At 34.7% G+C, this 23,407-nt stretch carries 18 protein-coding genes; 2 read left to right on the forward strand and 16 right to left on the reverse strand.

Going from position 1 to position 23,407, the window contains the following annotated elements; genetic code table 11:
* Positions 1-77 precede the first annotated feature (77 nt).
* From B6D18_RS02620 to B6D18_RS02635, 4 genes are all read right to left on the reverse strand, one after another.
* Positions 78-1,820 carry a carbohydrate porin gene (locus B6D18_RS02620; protein WP_086363011.1) on the reverse strand — a complete coding sequence of 581 codons (1,743 nt, stop codon included), beginning with the start codon at positions 1,818-1,820 and terminating at the stop codon, positions 78-80.
* Between the two features lie 763 nt (positions 1,821-2,583).
* A complete protein-coding gene (gene recB, locus B6D18_RS02625; RefSeq protein WP_086363012.1) occupies positions 2,584-6,063 on the reverse strand; it encodes an exodeoxyribonuclease V subunit beta in 3,480 nt (1,159 codons plus the stop codon).
* Positions 6,042-6,485 carry a phosphohistidine phosphatase SixA gene (sixA, locus tag B6D18_RS02630; protein ID WP_198200636.1) on the reverse strand — a complete coding sequence of 148 codons (444 nt, stop codon included), beginning with the start codon at positions 6,483-6,485 and terminating at the stop codon, positions 6,042-6,044. The genes recB and sixA overlap by 22 nt, the downstream gene beginning before the upstream one ends.
* A gap of 25 nt (positions 6,486-6,510) precedes the next feature.
* Positions 6,511-6,807: a YfcZ/YiiS family protein gene (locus B6D18_RS02635; protein ID WP_065578589.1), complete on the reverse strand. Its 297-nt coding sequence runs from the start codon at positions 6,805-6,807 to the stop codon at positions 6,511-6,513.
* Between the two features lie 151 nt (positions 6,808-6,958).
* On the opposite strand from B6D18_RS02635, the gene B6D18_RS02640 reads away from it, so the two are divergent.
* The gene (locus B6D18_RS02640) at positions 6,959-8,356 is read left to right on the forward strand and encodes an MFS transporter (protein WP_086363013.1); all 1,398 of its coding nucleotides are present in this window, start codon (positions 6,959-6,961) and stop codon (positions 8,354-8,356) included.
* A gap of 50 nt (positions 8,357-8,406) precedes the next feature.
* Here the strand turns inward: B6D18_RS02640 and B6D18_RS02645 are convergent, their stop codons facing one another.
* The 7 genes from B6D18_RS02645 to B6D18_RS02670 form a co-directional block, all read right to left on the reverse strand.
* Entirely contained in the window at positions 8,407-10,173 is a 1,767-nt protein-coding gene (locus tag B6D18_RS02645) for a DEAD/DEAH family ATP-dependent RNA helicase (RefSeq protein WP_086363014.1), read from the reverse strand.
* 347 nt (positions 10,174-10,520) lie between these two features.
* A complete protein-coding gene (nlpI, locus tag B6D18_RS02650; protein ID WP_086363015.1) occupies positions 10,521-11,372 on the reverse strand; it encodes a lipoprotein NlpI in 852 nt (283 codons plus the stop codon).
* Positions 11,373-11,398: 26 nt separating this feature from the next.
* Positions 11,399-13,513, reverse strand: coding sequence for a polyribonucleotide nucleotidyltransferase (pnp, locus tag B6D18_RS02655; protein WP_086363056.1), 2,115 nt, complete (start codon positions 13,511-13,513; stop codon positions 11,399-11,401).
* 317 nt (positions 13,514-13,830) lie between these two features.
* On the reverse strand, positions 13,831-14,100 hold the full coding sequence (gene rpsO, locus B6D18_RS02660; protein ID WP_065578587.1) for a 30S ribosomal protein S15: 270 nt from the start codon (positions 14,098-14,100) through the stop codon (positions 13,831-13,833).
* A 147-nt stretch (positions 14,101-14,247) separates the two neighbouring features.
* A complete protein-coding gene (locus B6D18_RS02665; protein WP_065651727.1) occupies positions 14,248-15,171 on the reverse strand; it encodes a LysR family transcriptional regulator in 924 nt (307 codons plus the stop codon).
* A gap of 159 nt (positions 15,172-15,330) precedes the next feature.
* A complete protein-coding gene (locus tag B6D18_RS12885) occupies positions 15,331-15,465 on the reverse strand; it encodes a hypothetical protein (protein ID WP_256363478.1) in 135 nt (44 codons plus the stop codon).
* A 384-nt stretch (positions 15,466-15,849) separates the two neighbouring features.
* Positions 15,850-16,638, reverse strand: a complete 789-nt coding sequence (locus B6D18_RS02670; protein ID WP_086363016.1) for a helix-turn-helix domain-containing protein — start codon at positions 16,636-16,638, stop codon at positions 15,850-15,852.
* A 320-nt stretch (positions 16,639-16,958) separates the two neighbouring features.
* Here B6D18_RS02670 and B6D18_RS02675 point away from each other — a divergent pair, with 320 nt between their 5' ends.
* Positions 16,959-18,323: an MFS transporter gene (locus tag B6D18_RS02675; RefSeq protein ID WP_086363017.1), complete on the forward strand. Its 1,365-nt coding sequence runs from the start codon at positions 16,959-16,961 to the stop codon at positions 18,321-18,323.
* A 411-nt stretch (positions 18,324-18,734) separates the two neighbouring features.
* On the opposite strand, the gene cas6f is transcribed toward B6D18_RS02675, so the two are convergent.
* The 5 genes from cas6f to B6D18_RS02700 all read right to left on the reverse strand — a co-directional run bounded on the left by cas6f (position 18,735) and on the right by B6D18_RS02700 (position 23,047).
* Positions 18,735-19,304 (reverse strand): type I-F CRISPR-associated endoribonuclease Cas6/Csy4, encoded by a 570-nt coding sequence (gene cas6f / locus B6D18_RS02680; RefSeq protein ID WP_086363018.1) that lies wholly within the window; start codon positions 19,302-19,304, stop codon positions 18,735-18,737.
* Between the two features lie 4 nt (positions 19,305-19,308).
* On the reverse strand, positions 19,309-20,322 hold the full coding sequence (gene csy3 / locus B6D18_RS02685; RefSeq protein ID WP_086354134.1) for a type I-F CRISPR-associated protein Csy3: 1,014 nt from the start codon (positions 20,320-20,322) through the stop codon (positions 19,309-19,311).
* A 36-nt stretch (positions 20,323-20,358) separates the two neighbouring features.
* A complete protein-coding gene (csy2, locus tag B6D18_RS02690) occupies positions 20,359-21,276 on the reverse strand; it encodes a type I-F CRISPR-associated protein Csy2 (protein ID WP_086363019.1) in 918 nt (305 codons plus the stop codon).
* Positions 21,276-22,655, reverse strand: coding sequence for a type I-F CRISPR-associated protein Csy1 (csy1, locus tag B6D18_RS02695; RefSeq protein ID WP_086363020.1), 1,380 nt, complete (start codon positions 22,653-22,655; stop codon positions 21,276-21,278). Before csy1 ends, csy2 begins: the two co-directional genes overlap by 1 nt.
* A 68-nt stretch (positions 22,656-22,723) precedes the next feature.
* Positions 22,724-23,047, reverse strand: a complete 324-nt coding sequence (locus B6D18_RS02700) for a hypothetical protein (protein ID WP_144063943.1) — start codon at positions 23,045-23,047, stop codon at positions 22,724-22,726.
* Positions 23,048-23,407: the final 360 nt, after the last annotated feature.

Raw genomic sequence — 23,407 nt, forward strand, 5'->3', positions numbered from 1 at the left:
TTAAGGCTAACAAATGTCGAAAACCTTTTAACAACAGTTTTCGACATTAACATTATATTTTACTCAGACAAGGGTATCTAAAACCAAACTTCGGTTTGCACACCAAAACTAATTTGATTTTCTTTGCCATTAAAATCAAATTTACTAATTTCATTTTGCATTGACTCTATATACGAAACATAAAAACGAATATCTGGTCTTGAAGTTAAGATACTCTCTCCCACTTTAAATGAATGGAAGAGTGTTGTTTTAATCCCTTCTTCAGTATAACTTTTGCCTTTAACTTTATTTTTTTGTTTAAAGTAACCTAACTCAACACCACTTTGATTGTAAGTATCCCAAATATAGGCAGGTCTTATTGCCGATTTGAAACTAGTAAAATCAGTATGAGCTAAATTCAAGTCATACGAGTAAACATCTTTACCGGTTGTTAGAGCTAAAGCATGAGCGACTATGACTTTATCAGCTAAATATGCCTCACCTTCAGATACTAAACGATAAGCCTTACCGCCAGTATGCGTACCAATATAATCGTTATCAGAATTAGCTGCAAATTCAGGGTTATTAGTATTAATATTAGCTAATTGAGAAGCCACTGAATTAGTTGCAGTTTGTAAGGTTAATTGATTAAATCCGCCAAAGAAATTATTTTGTCTTAGAACAAAACTACCTAACCAAGCATTTTTGACACTGACACTATCTTGGATTTTCGATTTATTTGGTGCCGAGTAACGGCCATTAATCGCCAAAGTTGCATCTTGCCATAAAGGAATATCTCGATAGCGAAACTCTACTTCATTTAAATCAACTTCTTCACGCTTAGTAACTTCTTTTATTTCAGTTTTACCGTTCTCAACAACTTCGGTTTTTTTAGTTTGTTTGACATTAACGTCAGCTCTTACTAAAGCTAAATCAAGTTTACCAACACCAACATCTAAACCTTCAATACCGATTCCACCACCAGCAGGAGTTTTTTGCGTTTTCCAATCCAACATTTGAATTTCATTATATGGAAGTGAATGTTTACCTACCCATAAATTTGCATCAGGAAAACCAGGGATAAATCCTTTAGTCGATAAATAGATATCAGAAAACTGCATAATATTATCATCTTGGGTATTAAACAAACCAGCGGCCTTATTCGTAGCCACATTACCATCTATCATAACAATGGCATCAACCCTATGACCATCTTCATCATACACCTTCTGTTTGAATACCAGATCATACCAGCCACCATATTCATTACCAAATCTACCTAAGGCCCCTTCAGCATAATTTTTTGGTTTACCATTTTTTGAAGTAGACCAACCACCTCGGAAATAACCATTGAATGAAAAACCAATTTCATCTTTGATAAAATCTTTAAACTCAGAAAGGGTATAGGCATTTTTAATTGTTTTAGTTGCTGTTGACTGGTCTTTACTACCGTTTGCTTTGGCGTCATTAATTAACACAATTTGATTATCGAGTGCGGGCTGATGTAGTGTAACAACTTTAGAATCGGCATTGTTTTGAACATTTGCTACAGCAACACTCTGTTTTTTCAATGCTTTCTGTTGATTATTAATTACAACCTGTTGTTGTTGAATATTTTTATTCAATTGTGCGAGTTGTTTATTCGATTCAATAACTTGTTTTTTTAAATCTATTGACTCTTGAGATAGTGCTAATAATTTTTGCTCTAACATTGATATTCTAGCCTCTAACTCATCTTGAGTAGTAGCAAAAGAGTTCGGTATATAGCACAAGCCAAGTAAAGTAATTAAAACAATTCGTTTAGGTTTTACTTTTAATACTGCTTTAGTTAAATATTTCATTTTTTTCTACTCATTATTTAATAGAGATTAAAGAAGTCTCAAAAAATTGAGACAAAAAAAAACCTAAAGCGTAGATTAATAATCTATGCTTTAGGTTTTGCCCGTTATACTGCTACGGTAGCAATCCAACGCTTATTAAATAAGCTTATTTACTATAACCAATAAACTTGATCATTTAACAAATAAATCTCTGGAATGTGACAATTGTCACATTAATATTTTACTCCTGTCAAAGCTCATTGTTTTTTATAACATTTTTAAATAAAATTTAATGTAACCGATTACAAAATGTTAGCAAAACTCTTTTTTAGTAAACGAATATTTATGCTTAGCAAGTAAAATCATAATATTAATTAACAATTATTAAACGACGAACTATTGAAAAGACAATCTAATAATTTGATTATTGCTGAAATAATCAACAGACAAAAATAAAGATTATTTATCAGTATTTTCATCAAAAAAACGATCACGATAGAAAGCAGGAAGAACAATGAACAACAATATTTATTTGTGTGTATGATTTTATCTAAAAGTGATTTGTTTAGGCATGTAAAAATTCTCAGCAACTGCTAACTTAATGGCCATATTACAATAATTGAAAATAAGTAGGCATTATCGTATTGGCGGTTACCAATCAAATGATAAAAGTGAATATGTACTGACTAAAAAAATCATCATAATAAATAGATAGTTAACGATAAAACCAACACAATTTTGTTGTCTCGATATCGAAAAATCACAAGTATTTGTGCCTCGTTATTTAAGTTAAATCTATCCCATCAAATAACTTATCGAGTTTTTCTATAAACTGTTGCTTTGGTCGATGATAAAATATCCCTTGTTTAGGAAGTCCCCGTAAAAATAGATAATAAATACCACCAAAATGAGTTTCATATTGATAATCAGCTAAACGGCTTCGTAAAAATCGATGCAGGGCTAAACAATAAATTTGATACTGCAGCTCATAACGATGCTCACACATAACTTGATTTAATGCTGACTCGGTATAAGCCTCTACCCCGTCACCTAACCAATTTGATTTATAATCAACAATATAATATTTACCCTGATACTCAAACACTAAATCGATAAATCCTTTTAGCATACCTTGTACAGTTTCAAAATCTAATGAAGGACATTGTTTGGATAAATCATCATACTCTTTACACAAACTATCTAATTGCTTACTGGTCACTGCACTGCGAATAGGAAAATAAAATTGTAATTCATTAATACATTGGCTATTTAAAACATCGGCTAATAACGGGCCACCTTGATCTTGTCTTTTATTTAGTTTCGTTGCTAAAACCTTTTTTAACCATTCATTTAGCACTGTTAACCAATGCGGTGGTAAACTCAATTTTTTAATCGTACTAGTGCATAATTCCTCGGCATTAGTTGGCGTTAAATTTTCCATAATGGAATGCAATAATGTACCAACATATGCACCTTTTGGAAAATGATGGATATCATATTGCTCTTCAGTTGATAATGAGTCGACGGATTCGAGATTATTTTCACGCCAATCGCTAAGCATAGCTGAATTAAAACCAACTACATTATTATGTTTTTGTAATTCGGTATAACTAGTTACACGCCAACTATTAGATAATTTACGTTTAAATACATTGGCGGTAAGTGAAAGATTGGCGGCTAATTCAGCATTATACTGCTCACCTAAAATAGGTAATTGTAACTCAATCAAATCAGCAAATTTAGCAATTGAACGTAAGTCACCTTTTAATAAATAATCAATCGCAGACTGACTGTTTTTTAATGATGCTAAACCAACGCTACAATGAAAGATTGAACGTGTCATAGCAACATAAAGTAAACGTAAATCTTCGGCTAAACGTTCATCTTCAATCTGTTGTTTTATTTCATCGGTTAATAGCCAAGCATAAGTTGGTTGATAGTCATTATTTTTGTCATGATAAAACTGACTATCTGAATTTCGAAATTGAGCTGCAAATGGTAACCAAACAATAGGAAACTCTAAACCTTTAGATTTATGAATAGTAATAATTTTTACTAAATTTTCATCACTTTCTAATCGTTGCTCATGATTTTCTAAATTTGCATCAGGACTGACAATTTGTCTTGATAACCAACGAACCAAAGCATGTGGACTATCAAGTTCGTCGGCCGCTTCTTGCAATAGCTCGCCTAGATGCATCAAATTAGTTAAAGTACGTTCACCATTTGGGCTAGCTAATATATTTTCAGCTAACTGACGTTTTTTCATCATCCGGCGCAACATGACTAACACACCATAATATTGCCAGATAATCTGATACTGTTTAAACTCCTCTATCAAACCTTCCCATATATCTTGATCGTCAGTTATTTGCTCAAGTTCAGTCATGGTTTGACCCAACAGTGTCGTCATTAAAGCTAAGCGTAGAGCCGATTCATTTTCTGGCATAAGCACTGCTTGTAATAAACACAGGACCTCCTGTGCCTCTTTAGCTAGAAAGACACTACTCCGATTAGATAAATAAACGCTTTTAACTCCAACACTGGTTAACTTTTGTTGGATAATCTCAGCTTCGTATCCGGTACGGACTAAAATGGCAATATCAGCAGTTGTAATTGGTCGTTGACCATCTTTATCCTTCAATAAAATGGTCGGATCGGTCAACCACGTCACAATCTGCTTAGCACAACAGTTAGCGATATGTTCTTGATAATCCGTTTTTGAGCTAACTTCATCAGGTAATAAGTATGCCGCTAAAGCATTAACCTCTTGATTATTGATAATTAAACCTTTTTGTTGATTACGTTCGGCACTTTCCATTGGTAAAAATGGAATATTTTCAAAAATAAACGGATTATCATGATGATTAAACAATGCATTAACCGCATTCACCATGGATGATGAAGAACGATGGTTGACCTGCATAGTAAAATTATTTTCACCGGTTGATGATTTTGCTTTTAGATATGTAAAAATATCTGCACCACGGAAGCTATAAATCGCTTGTTTAGGATCACCAATAAACAGTAAACCCGTCTCTTTCGGAAAACGATTATAGATACGATCAAAAATTTTATACTGCACCGGATCGGTATCTTGAAATTCATCAATCAACGCTACACAGTATTTTTTCGCAATACTCTCAGCTAATCGATTACCATTTCTAGCACGTAGCGCTCGGTTCAACTGGCTTAAGAGATCATCAAAACTCATTTCACCACGTTTGATCTTCTGAATATAAATACGCTTTTGAATGACTTTAACGATATCCATTAGAACTTCGCCACGTAAATCAATAGAACTATTACATAGCGCATCAATACTCTTAAAAACTGCATGGAGCGGAGGAATTTTACCTTGCTTAGTTTTTTCAATTAAAATCGACTGACTAAATTTAGTTAACTCACTAGGTAGTTTAAATGAACGAATTGGCATCTGCGCCCAAGCAGTAACTTTTGCCAACCAATTAGGTAAATTACGGCTACTATAGGATTGTTTATTAACGCCTGATTGAGCAATTATTTCTGGCAGATCGGCAATTGAATCTAACCACTGTTTTTTGATTAGACTAATCTGCTGAAAATATTTTTGATAAAATTGCTGGATCTTGCCATTGATATCAATATGTTCTTCTTGCTGCTCAGCAAATTCAATATTTAAATAAGGTCTGATATCAGATAGCAATGTTTCTGGATCCTGCCAATAGTCAAGAATCAGGTAGGCTAAGGCTTTGTCGAGAGGAACAAAATAGTGACGCCAAAAATCTTGCACAACTTGCAACTTTAGATCTTGTTCATCAGTTACCAATGTTTGTTCAAACAGTACACCTGATTCGAAAGCATGACTAGTCAATATACGTTGACAAAAACCATGAATCGTATAAATCGCCGCATCATCCATTGATTGTTGAGCTTGTGTTAATTTCTGTATTGCTTGGTTGCTATCATCAACTAAATCAATTAATTGTTGATAAATTGGATCATCATGATGACCTTGTAACAACCCTAATCGTAATTCTTGAATATTTTGCCTGATACGAGATCGCAGTTCTTGCGTAGCGGCTTTAGTAAAGGTCACCACTAAAATCTGATTAACATCAAGAGGGGTGGGGTAACTGTTTTCCCCGATACCTAATAATAATCGCAGATAAATAAATGCGAGCGAATAGGTTTTACCCGTTCCTGCTGACGCTTCGATTAGCGTTCGACCAGTTAAAGGTAAATCAAATAAATTAAGCTTTTTTATTCCACTACATGAAACCATTCTAGCTTTCCTGCCGTATTGGCGGACAAATCAACACAAGCAATAGCAGCTGTAGGAAACATTGGTGGTGAAACATCTGGACATAACTCATTAACCAAATAACCAACTAGAGGTAGATGCGAAACAATAATCACATTTTCGATACCACGATCGGGCAGTGTCATTAATAAATCAGCAATATGAGAAGGGCTACCGCCAGGTACCAAAAGATTATCAGTTTCGAATTGAGAAACTCGGCAGTGAGAGGATAATTCAGTGAAAGTCTGTTGGGCTCTTAAATAAGGACTGACTAACCCTAAATCAAATTTAAAATTTTGTTGATTAAGCCATAGTCCAGCCTGACAGGCTTGTTTTAAACCATAATCAGTTAAAGTACGACTTGCATCAGATGAAGCAGCAAAACCTGCCTCACCATGTCTCATAATACAAACTTTCATAAATGAATAATTAACGTAATTTCAATTGGAAAATCATACATTCAGCGCCACAGCAGAAAGTAAATTTAGCTGTTAATTTATAGCCATTTTCAACTTTATCGATGCTGCTGTTAATTTCACAAGGCTCTGTTTCAACAGCTTTTGCAGCTTGAGTTAATGTAGCTAATTTGGCATTTGCTTCTGATTCAGATGTAAAAACATGCTCATATTCTGCACTACAATCTTCATTGTCTATAATTGTACCTACATCAACGCAACAACATACAGGTGTTTCGTTAGCTTTACATTTATTTAAAGAATCTGTCATTGTGTACCTCTACCTCTGTTTTACCGATTAATATAACATTAGTATACTCTTAATCACAATTAAGGGCAAAATGTTAAAAACCTTTACCACAACACAAACTTTTGGCGTATATTAAAGTTTTATTGTTATTTTGCCGAATTAATCAAACTACATGATACAACAAAATAGTCACGTCCGAAAAATGGCGATTTTAGTCGCTGCGACGTTTTTCATGGAAAATCTAGACGCTACAGTGATCACCACGGCAATTCCAGCTATGGCAAAGTCATTTCTAACCAATCCTCAAGATTTATCTATTGGGATTAGTGCCTATATGCTAGCACTTACAATCGGTTTGCCTGCCAGTGGCTGGATCGCCAACCGTTTCACCGCCTATCGAGTCTTTTCGATTTCGATTATTTTATTTATGTTAGCATCAATATTGTGTGCCATATCGACTAATCTGACCATGTTTACCATCGCAAGATTAATTCAAGGTTTAGGTGGGTCATTAATGGTGCCTGTAGGCAGAACGGTGGTATTAAGTCGAACGGAAAAACAACATTTAGTCAGCACTATTTCTATTTTAGTTTGGCCAGGCTTAATTGCACCATTAATGGGACCGATTATTGGTGGCTTCTTTGCTCAATATCTAACATGGCACTGGATATTTCTTCTTAATATTCCATTAGGTTTTATCGCCCTATTTTTCGCTCATCGATTATTACCAAAAGAATTACCTGAAAAACGTATATTTGACAGTGTTGGATTTATCAGCTGTGGTTTAGGCCTATTACTATTTGTTTATGGGCTTGAAATGATTTCTCATTCAAATAGTAGTCTCTGGATAGGCGTAATAATATCTTTGGTCGGTAGCCTAATATTAATCTTTGCCTACTATCATTTAGCTCATACTCAACATCCATTAATTAGTCTATATGCTTTTTCTAAACGTACATTTAGAATGACATTTTTTGGTGGTTCATTAATACGTATTGGCTTAAATAGTGCTCCGTTTATCTTACCGCTAATGTTTCAAGTCGGTTTTGGTTGGTCGCCGTTAACTGCTGGTTCACTACTGCTATCATTGTTTGCCGGCAATATCCTGCTTAAAACAGTAAATACACCTTTAATTCACAAGTTTGGGTTCCGCAAAATTCTGATTATCAATGGGCTGATATTATCTTCCAGTTTTGTGTTATGTGCTCTTTTCACGCCACAAACACCTATCATCTGGATTATATTAGTTCTATTCTTTTCCGGTGGTGCTCGTTCTATTCAATTTACTACCATCACCACGCTTAGTTTTTCAGAAATTGATAAAACAGAAATACAGAGCGCTAACATTTTATCTACCATTTTCCAGCAGCTAAATAACGTACTCGGCATTGTGTTAAGTGCTTTATTTCTATTTATTGCATCTAGCTATAATGGCCATAGCCAAACTGGTTTAATGGTAGAAGATTTTAGGTTAGCACTATTAATGGTGGCAGGAATGACCTTGTTAGCAATGATTGACTTTATTACCTTGCCGAAAAATGCAGGTAACAATCTAAAAGATAAGCAATAAAAAACCCCTGCCATTTGGCAGAGGTTCTTAAGAAGTAAACCTAAAAAATATTAGAACTTAGGTGCGCTAGGACGGCCACGTTTTTTCGCAAAACCTTTGTCATTAGATTCTGGTTTACTACTTTTACGTCCACGTTTAGCTTCAGATGGCTTACCTGCTACCAAGCTCATTTTCATTGGTTGATTAAGTACTCTAACCCGTTCAAAATGCTTAAGAATATCTTTCGGCATGCCTTTTGGTAACTCAACGGTTGAATAAGTTTCATAAAGTTTGATATTACCAATATAGCGACTACTAATATCGGCTTCATTAGCAATTGCACCAACAATATGACGCACTTCAACACCGTTTTCTTTACCAATTTCGATACGATACATATCCATTTCACCCACATCTCGGCGTTCACGACGTTTTGGTGATTCACGATTATCGCCACGTAAGCGACGTTCACCATTTCGATTATCACGATCACGAAATTCTCTTGATGGTTTAAATACTGGATCTGGCGGTAGAATCAACGGACGATCACTCTGAGCTAATCTCAATAATGCTGTTGCAATCGTTTCAAGATCTGCGCCACTATCTGCTTGGATTTGCTCTAATAACACTTGGTATTGATCTAAATCGGCACTTTCTAATTGTTGCTGAATTTTCTGACTAAATTTCGCTAAACGACGTTTTTCAAGCAACTCTTTAGATGGTAATGCTACTTCAGGAATCGGCTTTTTAATTGTTTGTTCAATATTCTTAAGTAAACGACGTTCACGACTATCAACAAATAAAATTGCTCGTCCTGCACGACCTGCACGACCAGTTCGCCCAATACGGTGAACATAAGATTCTGAATCAAGAGTAATATCATAGTTAATAACTAAACTGATACGCTCAACATCTAAACCTCGAGCAGCCACATCAGTTGCAATTAGGATATCTAATCGGCCATTACGTAAACGATCAAGCGTTTGCTCACGAAGTTGCTGAGTCATATCACCATTCAAAGCAGCACAACTATAACCATTTTTTTCTAATACTTCAGCGACATCTAATGTTGCTGTTTTGGTACGAACAAAAATAATTGCTGCATCAAAATCTTCAGCTTCTAAAAAGCGTACAATTGCTTCGTTTTTACGCATACCGCGTACTAACCAATAGCTTTGATCAATATCAGGTGCAGTTTGATTAGTACCTTTAATTTGTACTTCTTTCGGGTTATGCATAAAACGTTTAGTAATACGACGAATTGGTGCCGGCATTGTTGCTGAAAATAGTGCAGTTTGATGATCTTCTGGGATCGTAGCCATAATACTTTCAACATCATCAATAAAGCCCATTCTTAACATTTCGTCGGCTTCATCTAAAACTAAACCTTTAAGGTTTGAAAGATCTAATGTTTTACGATTTAAATGATCTAGCAATCGACCTGGAGTACCCACTACAATTTGTGGACCTTGTTTTAATGCACGTAATTGCACGTCATAACGTTGACCACCATACAGTGGTAAAACTTTTACGCCTTTCACATATTTTGCATATTCAGCACAGGCATCAGCAACTTGAATTGCCAATTCACGAGTTGGTGCTAAAACCAATAATTGTGGTGCTTTTAAATTAGCATCAATATTCATCAAAAAAGGAATGGAAAAAGCAGCAGTTTTACCACTACCAGTTTGTGCCATACCCAACACATCGTTCCCTTGTAAAAGTAAAGGAATACATTCTGCTTGGATTGGCGATGGTTTAGTAAAACCAAGATCATTTAATGCGTTAAGGATTTCCTCAGATAAACCAAGGTCAATAAAAGATATTTCTGTTGTCATGTAAACTCGCTTGCAAATTGGATATATAGGCTTAATTTTAAGTTAGCAACAAACCTGATAATTACTAATCAAGATAATTTATGAGGATTACAATATTGCTCATAAAATATTACATTACCTAAATAAAACACTATATAAATTTATGCCAGCTCACTAAATTGAAAATTTACAACTCACCCCAATAACTAACTGCCAATAATCAACAATCAAACATGCATAACTGTTGCTTAAATAATTACTTTATTTAATACAAAAGATAGATAGCATAAAAATAATTGAGAATATCATGGGCAAATCAGAACTACGCTATAACAATATTTTCACTTTTAAAACTGGCATGACCCTTGTTACTTTTCTTCAAGTAACTTAATTTCGTAGAGTGCCTGTTGATGTTCAACAAAGTTATAAATATTATTAGCTAAAGCATATTTAAATAATATTTTGGCACGCTCATTGTTACCTTTACCTAGGTAATATTTACCTAAATAAAAGTACGCTTCACATAGGCGTTCGGCTAATTGCCGGTCATTTTCAACACCTTGTTGAAGGTTTTGCATTAATTTAGATTCACTAATATTACCTAAATAAAATGCAATGATATCACTACCATAACTCTTTCTATCGTTAAGTTTGTCATAACGTTTTTGCAACTGAGTTAGGGCAGTTTGTTTATTTACTTCTTTTTCAATCAAATAAAGCCATAAAACACGAATTGGTTCATTGACATCATATTGATAGAATTTTTGTGCATCAAGCTGTGCAGCTTGATAATGTCCTGTACGATACAAAGCAATTGCACGATTCAAATAAGCAAAAGCATAAGATGAATCTATTTCTAATGTAGTATTAAATGCCATCATAGCATTATCGAAATCACCATCTCTTAGCGCATAAGTACCAAGAAAATTATAAACATCGGGGATTTCTGGATTAAAGCTTAAAAGATGATTAAAATCACTTTGTGCAAATGCTTTGAACCCTAATGAATCGTAAATAATTCCTCGTTCAAAAATTAGCTGCATTCGCGAAACAGTATCAAGATTTCGTTTTGATAACTGTTGACTAATTTCAGCTATTTTCAACTCATCATCATACGAAACTTGCTCAGGAAAAACAAGTAAAGGCAGAGAATTAGAACAACCTGACAAAATAATAACTGCAAACATACAGCACCACATTCGCAGGTTGAATAATCTCATATATTAAGCTCCTAGTGAATCATATTTTATTCAGCTGTTGGTGCAACTTCTGGGGCTGACTCAACCGCATCTTTCATACTTAAACGAATTCGACCTTGGCGATCAATTTCAAGTACTTTAACATTCACTTCTTGACCTACTTTTAAGTAGTCTGCAACTTTTTCAACTCGATGATCAGCGATTTGAGAAACATGTACAAGTCCCTCTTTTCCACCAATAACTGAAACAAAAGCACCAAAATCAACAATTCGAGTGACTTTACCGGTATAAATTTTACCAATTTCAACATCAGCAACTAAATTATTGATACGTGCAATTGCATCTTGTGCTTTATTACCATCAGATGCCGCAATTTTCACTGTACCATCATCAGTTATTTCAATGGTAGTACCGGTTTCTTCAGTTAATGCACGAATCGTTGCACCACCTTTACCAATGATATCACGGATTTTATCTGGATTAACATTCATCGTATAGATACGAGGAGCAAATTCAGATATCTCTTGACGAGGTTTATTAATCGCTTGTTCCATTACCCCTAAAATATGCAAACGTGCACCTTTAGCTTGGTTTAATGCAACTTGCATAATTTCTTTAGTGATACCTTCAATTTTGATATCCATTTGTAGTGCACTTACACCTTCACGGGTACCAGCTACTTTAAAGTCCATATCACCAAGATGGTCTTCATCACCTAAAATATCAGATAATACTACAAAGTTATCACCTTCTTTAACAAGACCCATTGCAATACCAGCAACAGAAGACTTAATTGGTACACCAGCATCCATTAATGCTAATGATGCGCCACAAACTGAAGCCATTGAAGAAGAGCCATTAGATTCAGTAATTTCAGAAACTACACGTACAGTATATGGAAATTCTTCTTTGCTTGGCATTACCGCAGCAACACCACGTTTAGCTAAACGACCATGACCAATTTCACGACGTTTTGGTGAACCAACCATACCTGTTTCGCCAACTGAATATGGAGGGAAGTTATAATGTAAAAGGAAACGTTCGGTATATTCACCAGTTAACTCATCAATGATCTGCGCATCACGTTCAGTACCTAAAGTTGCGGTAACTAGTGCTTGCGTTTCACCACGAGTAAATAATGCGCTACCATGAGTTCTTGGTAATACATTGGTACGAATATCCAGAGCACGAATCATATCTTTTTCACGACCATCGATACGTGGCTCACCAGCGATAACACGTTGACGAACGATTTGGCTTTCTAAATCAACAATAATGTTGATAACTTCGTTTTCGTCAAGTTCTTCATCTTTTTCTTTAAGTGTGGCTAACACTTCTTCTTTAATTAAATCGATTTGCGCATAACGAGCTTGTTTTTCAGTAATACGATAAGCTTCACCTAAACGATCTTTAGCTAATTCAGAAACCGCATTAAATAGCTCTTCATTTTTAGCTGGTGCAACCCAATCCCATTTTTCACAGTTCGCTTTAGCAACAAATTCATTGATATTATCAATTACAACTTGTTGTTGATCATGACCAAATACCACCGCTGCTAACATTTGGTCTTCAGTTAATAAATCAGCTTCTGATTCAACCATTAATACAGCACTTTTGGTACCTGCTACAACTAAATCTAAGCGACTTGTTGCTAATTCTTTTACTGATGGATTTAACACAAATTCATCATTGATAAAGCCTACACGAGCAGCACCAATTGGACCATGGAAAGGAACGCCAGATAAACAAAGTGCAGCTGATGCACCAATCATAGCAACTAAATCAGGGCTTACTTCAGGATTCACTGATACCACTGTTGCAATGATTTGAATTTCATTAACAAAACCTTCAGGAAATAATGGACGAAGTGGACGGTCGATTAAACGGGCAATTAATGTTTCGCCTTCACTTGGGCGACCTTCACGTTTGAAAAAGCCACCAGGGATACGACCTGCAGCATAAGTACGTTCTTGATAGTTAACAGTTAAAGGGAAAAAGTCTTGTCCTTCTTTAACTTTTTTATTAGCAACTACAGTGACAAATACAGCAGTATCGTCCATGTTAACCATAACTGCAGCGGTTGCTTGACGCGCCATAATACCCGTTTCTAAAGTAACAGTATGACGACCATATTGGAATTTTTGATATGTCGGATTAAACAAAATAATGTCCTCTTGTAATAAATCACGTTGAAGTATGATATTTCGACAGGAAGCAGCATGATGCTGGAACATATTGATACACACTTCAACTATGTGTGGGATACTAAACAAAAGATTATTTCACTGTCACGACTAATGACAAATCTATAAACTATAGAGCTCTCATTAGTCGCGCGAAACATGAGATACAATCTTTTATTTTATTAATTTCTATCTTCAAAGCATTTATTTAGCTTTTCGAACTCTGCATTATACCAAAGCTTTGAATTTTCACAATGAAAAAAGAGGCCTAAGCCTCTTTTCAAGTAGATAAATAATTAGCGACGTAAACCTAGTCTTTGAATTAATTGGCTATAACGTTCAAAGTCTTTACGACGTAAATAATCTAATAATTTACGACGGCTAGATACCATGCGTAATAAACCACGACGGCTATGGTGATCTTTTTTATGCTCAGAAAAATGACCTTGTAAGTCATTAATGCGTGCAGTTAAAAGAGCAACTTGAACTTCAGTTGAACCAGTGTCGTTAGTACCACGACCATATTCAGCAACGATTTTCGCTTTAGCTTCTACAGTTAGAGACATAATAAACCTCTTAAAATAAATATAAAAAATGGAATGACCGATCTCTAATTCAGACATCCCTCGGCATTCATATAATAAATATATGAATCGTGCGCAATTATACTGGAATTTACTGAAATAGCAATTTGATTTATTAATCGCAAACGCTTATTTGAGCTTAAAACCATACTCTTCTTGAATAAGCTTTTTCAACGCTTCGATATAATTTTGTGCCGATAAACTTAGCTGTGCTTTTTGTGATGTTATCCAGCCAATTAATATTTTTTCTTCGACATCTAAAGGGATAGATAGAATGTCTGAACCATTTAAATCAGTACTGAGCACACCGGTACTAATTGTATAGCCATTTAATCCATGCAATAAATTAAATAACGTTGCCCTATCACTGACATGAATACTTTTTTTATGATACACAGTACTTAAAATCTCTTCGGAAAAATAAAAAGAGTTATATTCGCCTTGTTCAAATGAAAGATAGGGAAAATCCTCTAAATCATCTAATGTTAAAGACTTCATGGCCGCCAAAGGATGATTGGTACTGATAAATACATGTGGATCAGCCTCAAATAGTGGATTAAAAGTTAAACGATGTTCTTTAAGCAAGCGTAAAATAACTTTTTGATTAAAATCAGTTAGATACAAAATACCTACTTCACTACGTAAATTAGCAACATCAGTTATAATATCGTAAGTGCGAGTTTCACGTAGGGTAAACTCATATTCATCCGTATGATTCTTTTTGATTAAATTAACAAAAGCGTTTACTGCAAATGCATAATGTTGGGTTGATATGCTACACAGTTGTTTGGAAGGTACTTTTTTAGCATAGTGCTGTTCTAGCAACTGAGCTTGATCTAAAACCTGTTTTGCATAACCTAAAAATTCAACTCCATCAGTCGATAATGAAACTCCTTTAGATGTCCGTACAAAAATTTCAATACCAAATTCAGCTTCCAACTCCTTCACTGCGGTTGATAAACTTGGTTGAGTAATATACAAATTTTTAGCAGCCTCATTGATTGAGCCTGAGCGGGCAATTTCTAAAATGTAACGTAACTGTTGAAGCTTCATAATATCGCTAGTAATCAAAACCAATATTAATTCAGAATATAAACTACTATAAACATTGTCTGGGAGATTGTACAGCAAAAGGCAAATAGCTGTTTTTGCGCAACCTAACACCTTAGAATTGTTTTTTTGGAAGATTTTGGGCTTTAAAAACCCCGTTCCTCAAATTTTTTTATTCGGTGAGTTTCGGACGTTTTGTTGTTTGGTGGTTATTTCAATACCAAGGTTACGTCCGAGTAAAGAGGGTTGGCGCGAACCCTCTTTACCAACTCCCGCGGCGACTACGCAAGTGGTCACGATGTGACTGCCTTCCGCCATCGTTCGCTGTTAACGCAGCGGCTGTGATTTGTTCCTGACAAACAACAGCCTTGCCAAACTTCCCGGTTTGCCATGCTAATCTCACTTTGTTGTCAGCACTTTGCTAATGTCGCTAAATGAGAAGCACTAAACTGATTTATCAAAATAAACTTTTATTATTGACCCTAGCTAATGTGATAACTAGTTTTAGTGATTTAATGGATGGATTTTAGTCTGCAAAAACCCCGCTCCTCAAATTTTTTCAGCTTACTTAAAAGGACTTTTCTTGCTAATTAAGTTATGAAATTTGGCAAAGGTTTATTTGCTTAATTTATCATTAATATGATTATCATTTTGAATAGTAGTATTAGTAAACTTTCGCCATCAGAGACGGTTTCGCATGGCTCTTTGATAATTACCTGGTGTTACCCCAAAATTCCGCCGGAAAATAGCAATAAATCCACTAATATTGTCATAACCTAAATATAAAGATATTTCTGTAATTGGTTTTCCAGCAGCAAGCAATTCTAACGCTTTTAACATGCGCAGTTTCTGACGCCATTCTGTAAAATTAAATCCAGTTTCATTGGTAAATCGACGTGTTAATGAACGTCGAGAAATACCAGCCCAAACGCCCCATTCATTAATGTTTCTATTATCACTAGGATTATCAGACAAAGCTAAAGCGATTTTTAACAGACGCATATCTTTAGGCATTGGCAGTGCTAGCTCAACTTGCGGGATTGTTCTAATCTCGTCAAGTATCACGGCAATTAATCGCTTCTGTTCTGGTTGCAGTTCTGAATTATGCCATGACATGGTTCGGTTAATTGCTTCGCGCAATAAGTCAGATAATTCTAAAATGCATGGTTTGATAGGTAGTTTAATGCATGCATTTTTTTGTATATAGAGGCTCCATCCTTCGAATGGTCCATGCGTTCCAAGAAGACTATGTTGTACATTCGGGGGGATCCAGACAGCATGAGTTGCAGGCACTACCCATTGACTACTTTCTGCTTCAATTGAAATTAATCCCTGTAATGAGCCGAGTAACTGTCCTCTCGAATGACCATGACGTTGTGTCACTCTTTGTGAAGAGTGGCTGGATGTCGATATGATCATCGGTTCGCTATCAGAAGAAGCAAGCTGTGGAGAAATGAGTGGAATATTCATTTATATGGCCCCGATGGGATATTTTGTGGCTTAAATTGGCTAGTAAAACGCTATTCTACTGGCTATCCTAAAGTCTTCTCAATTAAGTTAAAGGTAACACGTTAGCAATAAATAGATAAGGTGTAAATCAACAAAATAATCGTTTTTTTAGACAAATTAATTAGTAATTTTCAAATTTATTAATTGCTTAATAATCTGGTTTTAATAAGGAAACAGATATATGAAAGGAAAACATAAAAATTATAAAGAAATTACATCATTAACATTCGGCGGAATATATACACAAGGCGCCACTAAATATAATATGGAAAGGATTTAATATGAAACAATCGCTAGACCTAACCATCTTAGAAAGAAAATTAGTATTTGCGATGACGCTATCTAGTATATTGCCATTATTAGATAGCAGTATTATTAATGTTATTTTACCCGCTATTTCGAATGACATTAATGCCCCTTATGCTTATATACAATGGACGGTTACCATATATATGCTTGCTTGCGCAGCTGGCATATTACTATCACCTTATGTACATGAAAATTTTGGGCTTAAGAAAGCATGGATTGGCTCAATTTTTGTTTTTCTTATTGGTTCTATATTAGTTGGATTTTCATATAATCTGGTTTCTTTAATCCTGTTTAGATGTCTACAAGGTTTTGGTGCAGGAATATTAATTCCTATTACTCAATCGATAATAGCGACTCATTTTGCTAAGCAAAGGCTAAAGCCGGTTATGGCATTGATTGCTATTCCGTCAGTCTTTGCCCCTGCACTAGGACCAGTTTTGGGAGCAATCATATCAGAGCAGTTAAATTGGAGAATAGCTTTTTTTATCAACATACCTTTAGTACTTGTGGCTTTTTTGTTTGGCAAAACGACAATACCTGCTAATAAAATGTCTAAATACAATATAAATATTTATGTGTTTATGACATTTTTAATTGCTTTAATATTATTTTTTATCTCTATTAAAAATATTGCTTCTGGACATTTTTTTGATATTTCTAATATTGTTATGCTGGTTTTAGGTATTGGTTTGATGATGGTTTCATTTATTACTAATAATAAGTCAGACAATAAACTAATCGATTTAAGTGCATTTAATTGCTATCAATACTCTCTGGCAATAATTATGGGATTTCTGACATCACTTATCTTTTTCGGTTTCATGATTTTTTTTCCTTTAATACAAGCAACAAATAATAATATATCCATTACTTATATTGGTCTGCTACTTGCCTTACAAGGTGTAGGAGCTTGGTTGGCGAGAAAATTTATTTATAAATCACTAAGTGAGATAAATTCATTTCTAATTATTGGTATAGGTCTAATAATATCAGCAATAAGTATATTAATAATTCAAGTAGGTGGAAACGCCTCTGAAATCATCGGTTTTACTGTTCGAGGCTCCGGATTAGGTGTTGCTACGATTGCTGTTCTCTCTTCTCCATTTGAGTTTTGTGAAAAAAATCAGATTAAGGATACAAGTGCTATCACTCGTGTTATACAGCAAATTGGAGGTGCATTTGGAAGCGTATTATCAGGAATATTAATCAACCTAACTCTAGATCAAATAATTTCAGTAAATTGCGCCTATCAGACAATGTTTTTTCTATCTCTTGTATTTGGTATTATTGCTGTTATTGCCTATATTTTCTCTTATCGAGTGAATACAAAAAGTTAGTATACAAAAAAACTGAACATATGAGTTCAGTTTTTTAGCTCATTTAGCAATATTGCTAATCCACTTATGGCAACCTTGAAGCTATTATTTACGTAAAAAAGCTTGGTAGCTGTTTCTAAACGGCTTATGCAGCCTTGAAGAGAACCCCAAATACTATAAACATTGTTGTGCAAAAGGCAAAGTCTATTTTACTTTGCAAAAACCCTTTTTTTTGGTGGCTTTTCAATTAATTGATTTTTAAAAATTTTATTTTTAGTTAAAAAAAGGGTTAACACTGCATGGTATTTAGGTTTTAAAAACCCCTTTCCTCAAATTTTTTAGCTTTAAAAAGTACGCTCCTCAAAATTTGTACCGTTAATATTGTTAATTATTGGCAGCTAAGGGCATTATAATAATGCCCTTATTATTTAGTTAAAAATCAGGAACAGTTGCTGTTTTGCTGAGTCCGTAACTATTAAATGTTCCTTCAATAGCCGTTGCACATTTTTGTTGTTTCAGCCACATAATAAAATGTTGCCCAGTGCTTTTGCTAGCAAAATGAAGGTGTGGATAGTTCAAATGAAGGCTGCCCCATTTTTCAACCATTTTGTTTTTTATCTCGGCTGACCATTTACCTTGTGCGGTTAAACGTTTTTCGGCTCGTCTTAAAGCACTTTGTCCTTTAGGATTGATACGAATTAAGCGTAGGTAACCTTTAACACTTGTCGGTACAGATGCTATTGGCAAAGCTAACGTGTAATCACTAACTACGGCCTGCTTCTGTAAGGCCGTTTTAAATTGTTGTAACTGCGCTTCATCGCCAAATAACCGGATAATTCCGCCTAATGTTCTGTGGACATTATAACAAGGAAAGCTAACTGCAATATTACCTTGATGGTTAACTAATACCTGATGAAGTGATTGCATAACTTGATTAATCACTTCAGTTTCAGTTATCTCAAGTTGCGGAATTGCCCGTAGTTCAAAATAGTGAGTAAGCATAATATTACTCCTTACCACTAGCACCAAATACACCACCACGAATCAGAACTGCGATAACATAATGTTGTTGTTCAAGCGTTGGTTTTTCACCTTTCAGTACCCAATTATCAAATAAGGTATAAAAATCCTGTTTTTGTTTAGGTTGTCTAAAAGCATGTCCCATAGTGGTAACTGCACCATAAGGTTCAATGGCAATTGGGAACTCGGCGTTTTCAGCATACCAAGTATCAATGGTTCGAATGGCATTGCTGATTTTTTGCGAGTGCATTGCTGCTTGACCATTTTTTTCATACAGGACTTTACTTTTTTCTTTACCAGTATCCAAAATTAATTCTTGTGATGGATAGACCTCTTGCCCCAATCCCATTTTTAATTTGGCTTGAATATCAAAAATAACAAACTCTTTGCCTAATAATCCTGCCTCAATCAAAGCAGCGAGGTCATTTACCGATTTGTCATCATAATCAAATGAATTTAATTGATATTGCTTAACATCACTCACTTCAATCGTTGCTATTTTGTCATCTTTTTTACGAGTAATGCTAATACTGATTTGTTCGGCAACCATACGATTACGCCATAACCAACGGCCATTTAATATATTGATAGCATAACGTTTCGCTAATGCTTGCATCCCTTCAGCCTTAATATAGCTTTGAGTCGTTTTGGTTAACTCTTCTTGGTAATCAATATCATTACAGACTGATGGCGAACCTAAGAAAGGTAGTACTTTACAGCTCCATTTAACCACTAAGGTATCTTTATCGGCATCAAGCGCTGCCACATCGACTGTTTGTAAATTAGCTTTTTGAATTTCCGCATCTAATTTAGCCGGATCATTTGCTAAAGCATTTTTAAGTCGATTCGAAATGGTACCGCGAACAGATTTTTCAGATAATAAAACTGGTGTTAATTTTTGATCATCATGGCTATTTTGCTGGGCAAAAATGGCATCAGAAATATCAAAACTACGTTCAAAGGCTAATACTGATGCGGTGGTGATTTTATCTTTACTCATAATTCATTCCTTTTTTTCAATGCTAAACTTGTTTAATTAATCTTGATTAATAATATATATATCTGCGTCATTCGATTGCAGTTCGCTGCATTTATAACGCCAAAATGCTTGTGATAAATTTTCTTGTAACCTTAGTGGAAATACCCATTTACCTAATCCATAAATACATTCGACAAATTGTGTTGGATGTTGATTACTACGGGCATGTTCAACCGTTCCTGCTTCAAACAATGGTGAAATAGCTTGATAACCAAGTGGTATTGGCACTAACCAACCTCGCCCCTGCTTGACCGATGTAGTTTGCCACTGATCTTTTTCTTGTGGATGATGATGCAACATGGCTGTTTCAACTAACGCATCAAGTGCAGTAGCATTCGGATCTTTTTGTTGGAGCTCGGCGGTGATTTCTTGTAACTCTTGCTGTGCTTCAACTAAGACAAAGGCTGGTAATAAAGCTTGAGTTAAATCATCAAGAGATTCTGAAGCAGAATATAATCCTACTGATTCAATATCAATAACTTGACCGCCAGCAATACGTTGTTGATAGAGCTTTTGTGTTATCTGGTTAATAAATTTTTCTTGATCATTAACATCATCGAGGGTTTCACGATCCTCAATTTTCACCTCAACAATTAAAGACACATCTAGATGTACCCGTCCTTCTTCGATAATTGAGCGTGTATCACCATTTTTAGCTAATGGATTACGAGTGAGTCGAAATGTATAATCCGCATAATTATTAGGTCGATAAACTTGTACATCACAATCATGACAAGCGATTAATACGCCATCAAGATAGATAGGATGATCCGACTCAATTTTTCGATTTAAAGCATGAATCGCCCCTAAAAAGCCCGAAATAGCCGGAAAACCATAAGTTAATGGGCTGGAGATGGCATTAGCATTATGAATTTTGACATGGTCAAATAAAAGATAGTATTTTAAAGATGCCATTAGAAGATCCCCTCCTTCCTACGTTGACTTGCTTTTACTGCCGCGTGAAATTCACGACACCATTCTCGATATTCAACATCAGAAAATTGTGTTTCAATATTTTTGAATTTCTTTTTTAAGGCTTTTTGAATCCAGGAAGCAAAATCAAGCTCTAACTCCCCTAACCAATCACCTTGCTCATACTGATGTTTAAAGTTTTCTTCATCTTCAAGTTCAGCCCGATTAGGATCAAGCCAAAGTTTTTGTGACATTGGCAACGAATAATCACGACTCCAACCTGCCGGCATGGAAGTTTGTATATTCCGAGCAAATTTAAGCAATAAAGTTAAAATAACCGCAAAGGCATCTTTTCGATTGTCACGCTCTTCAACTACATTTTTGGGTGCAGCAACCATATCGAACAGTAAGCGAAAACCATACCGACAGAAATATTGTAGGGAATGGTCAAATACGCTTTCTTTATTTAAGTTGATTGATGGAAATGGAGATCGCTCGAATTTAGGCGGCATTGAAGGTAATAAAAAATTACGACCGCCTTGATTACTAGTTAATTGACTTACCCCTTGTGGATTACTCCCTCCAAGTTTAACCACCGCAAGCTCATGAAAAGTAAAATAAGGTTGATGTTCGGCTCCCTTCAAGCGCCGTTGTTCACGAGCTTTTTTATTTTCTTCGGAAAAGCGGGTTTGTACTTTTTGATAGACGACATTACACAAAGATGTGGGATGCAGAGGAACAAGCAAACGATAATTATCTTCTTGTTGTGACAAATAACTCTCTTCACTATTCGGCCAATAAAGTTGCTTATTAAGTTCGTCAGCTTTCGGTTTTTCAAAATCATTAAAAATAACTTTTTTAAAATTGGCTAAATAGATTGCTGCTTTCTGCTCATCATCAGATAGCGCTTTTAGTACAGCTGGATGATCGTCAATAATTAATTCTAATAATGTTTTATCTCCATTAATACATTGATTCAATAGAGAAAATATATCTAAACCGGCAGCATTTCCTGAACTATCAGCTACTAAATGTGTTGGTGTTGATGAAGATATATATTGCTGTTCATTTGGTTTGGTAATTGTAAAATTGTTAACATTATCACCTAAACTTGAAGAATGAATGGCCTTAGAAGAGTGGTGACAAATGGATATCCAAAACAATCTACGCGTTGCAGCATCTTCCATCCAATTTTCAAAATCAAATCTTTTACTCAGTTCTGACATCTTCTGTTGAGATTCATTAACAGCCTTTTGATCGCCCGCTTGTTTAGCTTTTTCTAATTTGGTCAGTTCACTTTTATAACTGCTGTTATTAGCAAGCCGTTGCTGAAGAAAGTCGACAATAACCTTTCTTATATCTTGCCAAGAAATATTATTCATTGGCCCTCCTTATATTTTCAATATACTAAACAAAAAGGCCTATACAATTAAGTATAAGCCTTTTATTTTTATGCTACTTTATAAATTAAATATAACTTTAATATATTAAGTGCTTCATTATTATATAGCCATTGATTATTAGTGTTTAAATGTCTATATTTTGATTGATTGAGCGCTAAGTTTTTAATCAATAATTCAACTTCTTTTCTAGTTGAGATATTAAGTATTTTCATAATATCTTTTACTGAATAATAATTAGAATTTGATGCTAAACTTAGAATAACTTCATCATTTGCAGCTTGTTTATCAATTACAAATTTTTGTAATTTATTAAATACAAATTGGTCAATTGAAATTTGACATTGCATTGTCAACGTTTTATCCTTAAACAAAATTTTGTCCTCCCATTATATTTTGGATAAATTTTAAACAACCCCAAATCTCGAACATTTGGGGTTTTCTTTTATATTACATCTAATTTTATAGAAATAATAACATGTAATTTTCATTACATGTTTGTCATTCTATACATTAATCAGTAAAAGTCAATATTTTTAGATCTAATATCATAGGGATAATGTAATTATTTGATAATAATTTATTGCAAACTAATAAGAAAAACCGCCTATTCGGCGGTAATGATTAAGCGAAATATTAGACCTAATTTCATATTTCTAAACTACCTATACGGCAGTGCAGTTAAGTATAGAGTAATTATTCAAGCATTACTAGCATGCACTACTCAGCTGATT

It is taken from the genome of Gilliamella sp. A7 (assembly GCF_002142015.1).
Lineage (GTDB): Bacteria > Pseudomonadota > Gammaproteobacteria > Enterobacterales > Orbaceae > Gilliamella > Gilliamella apis_A.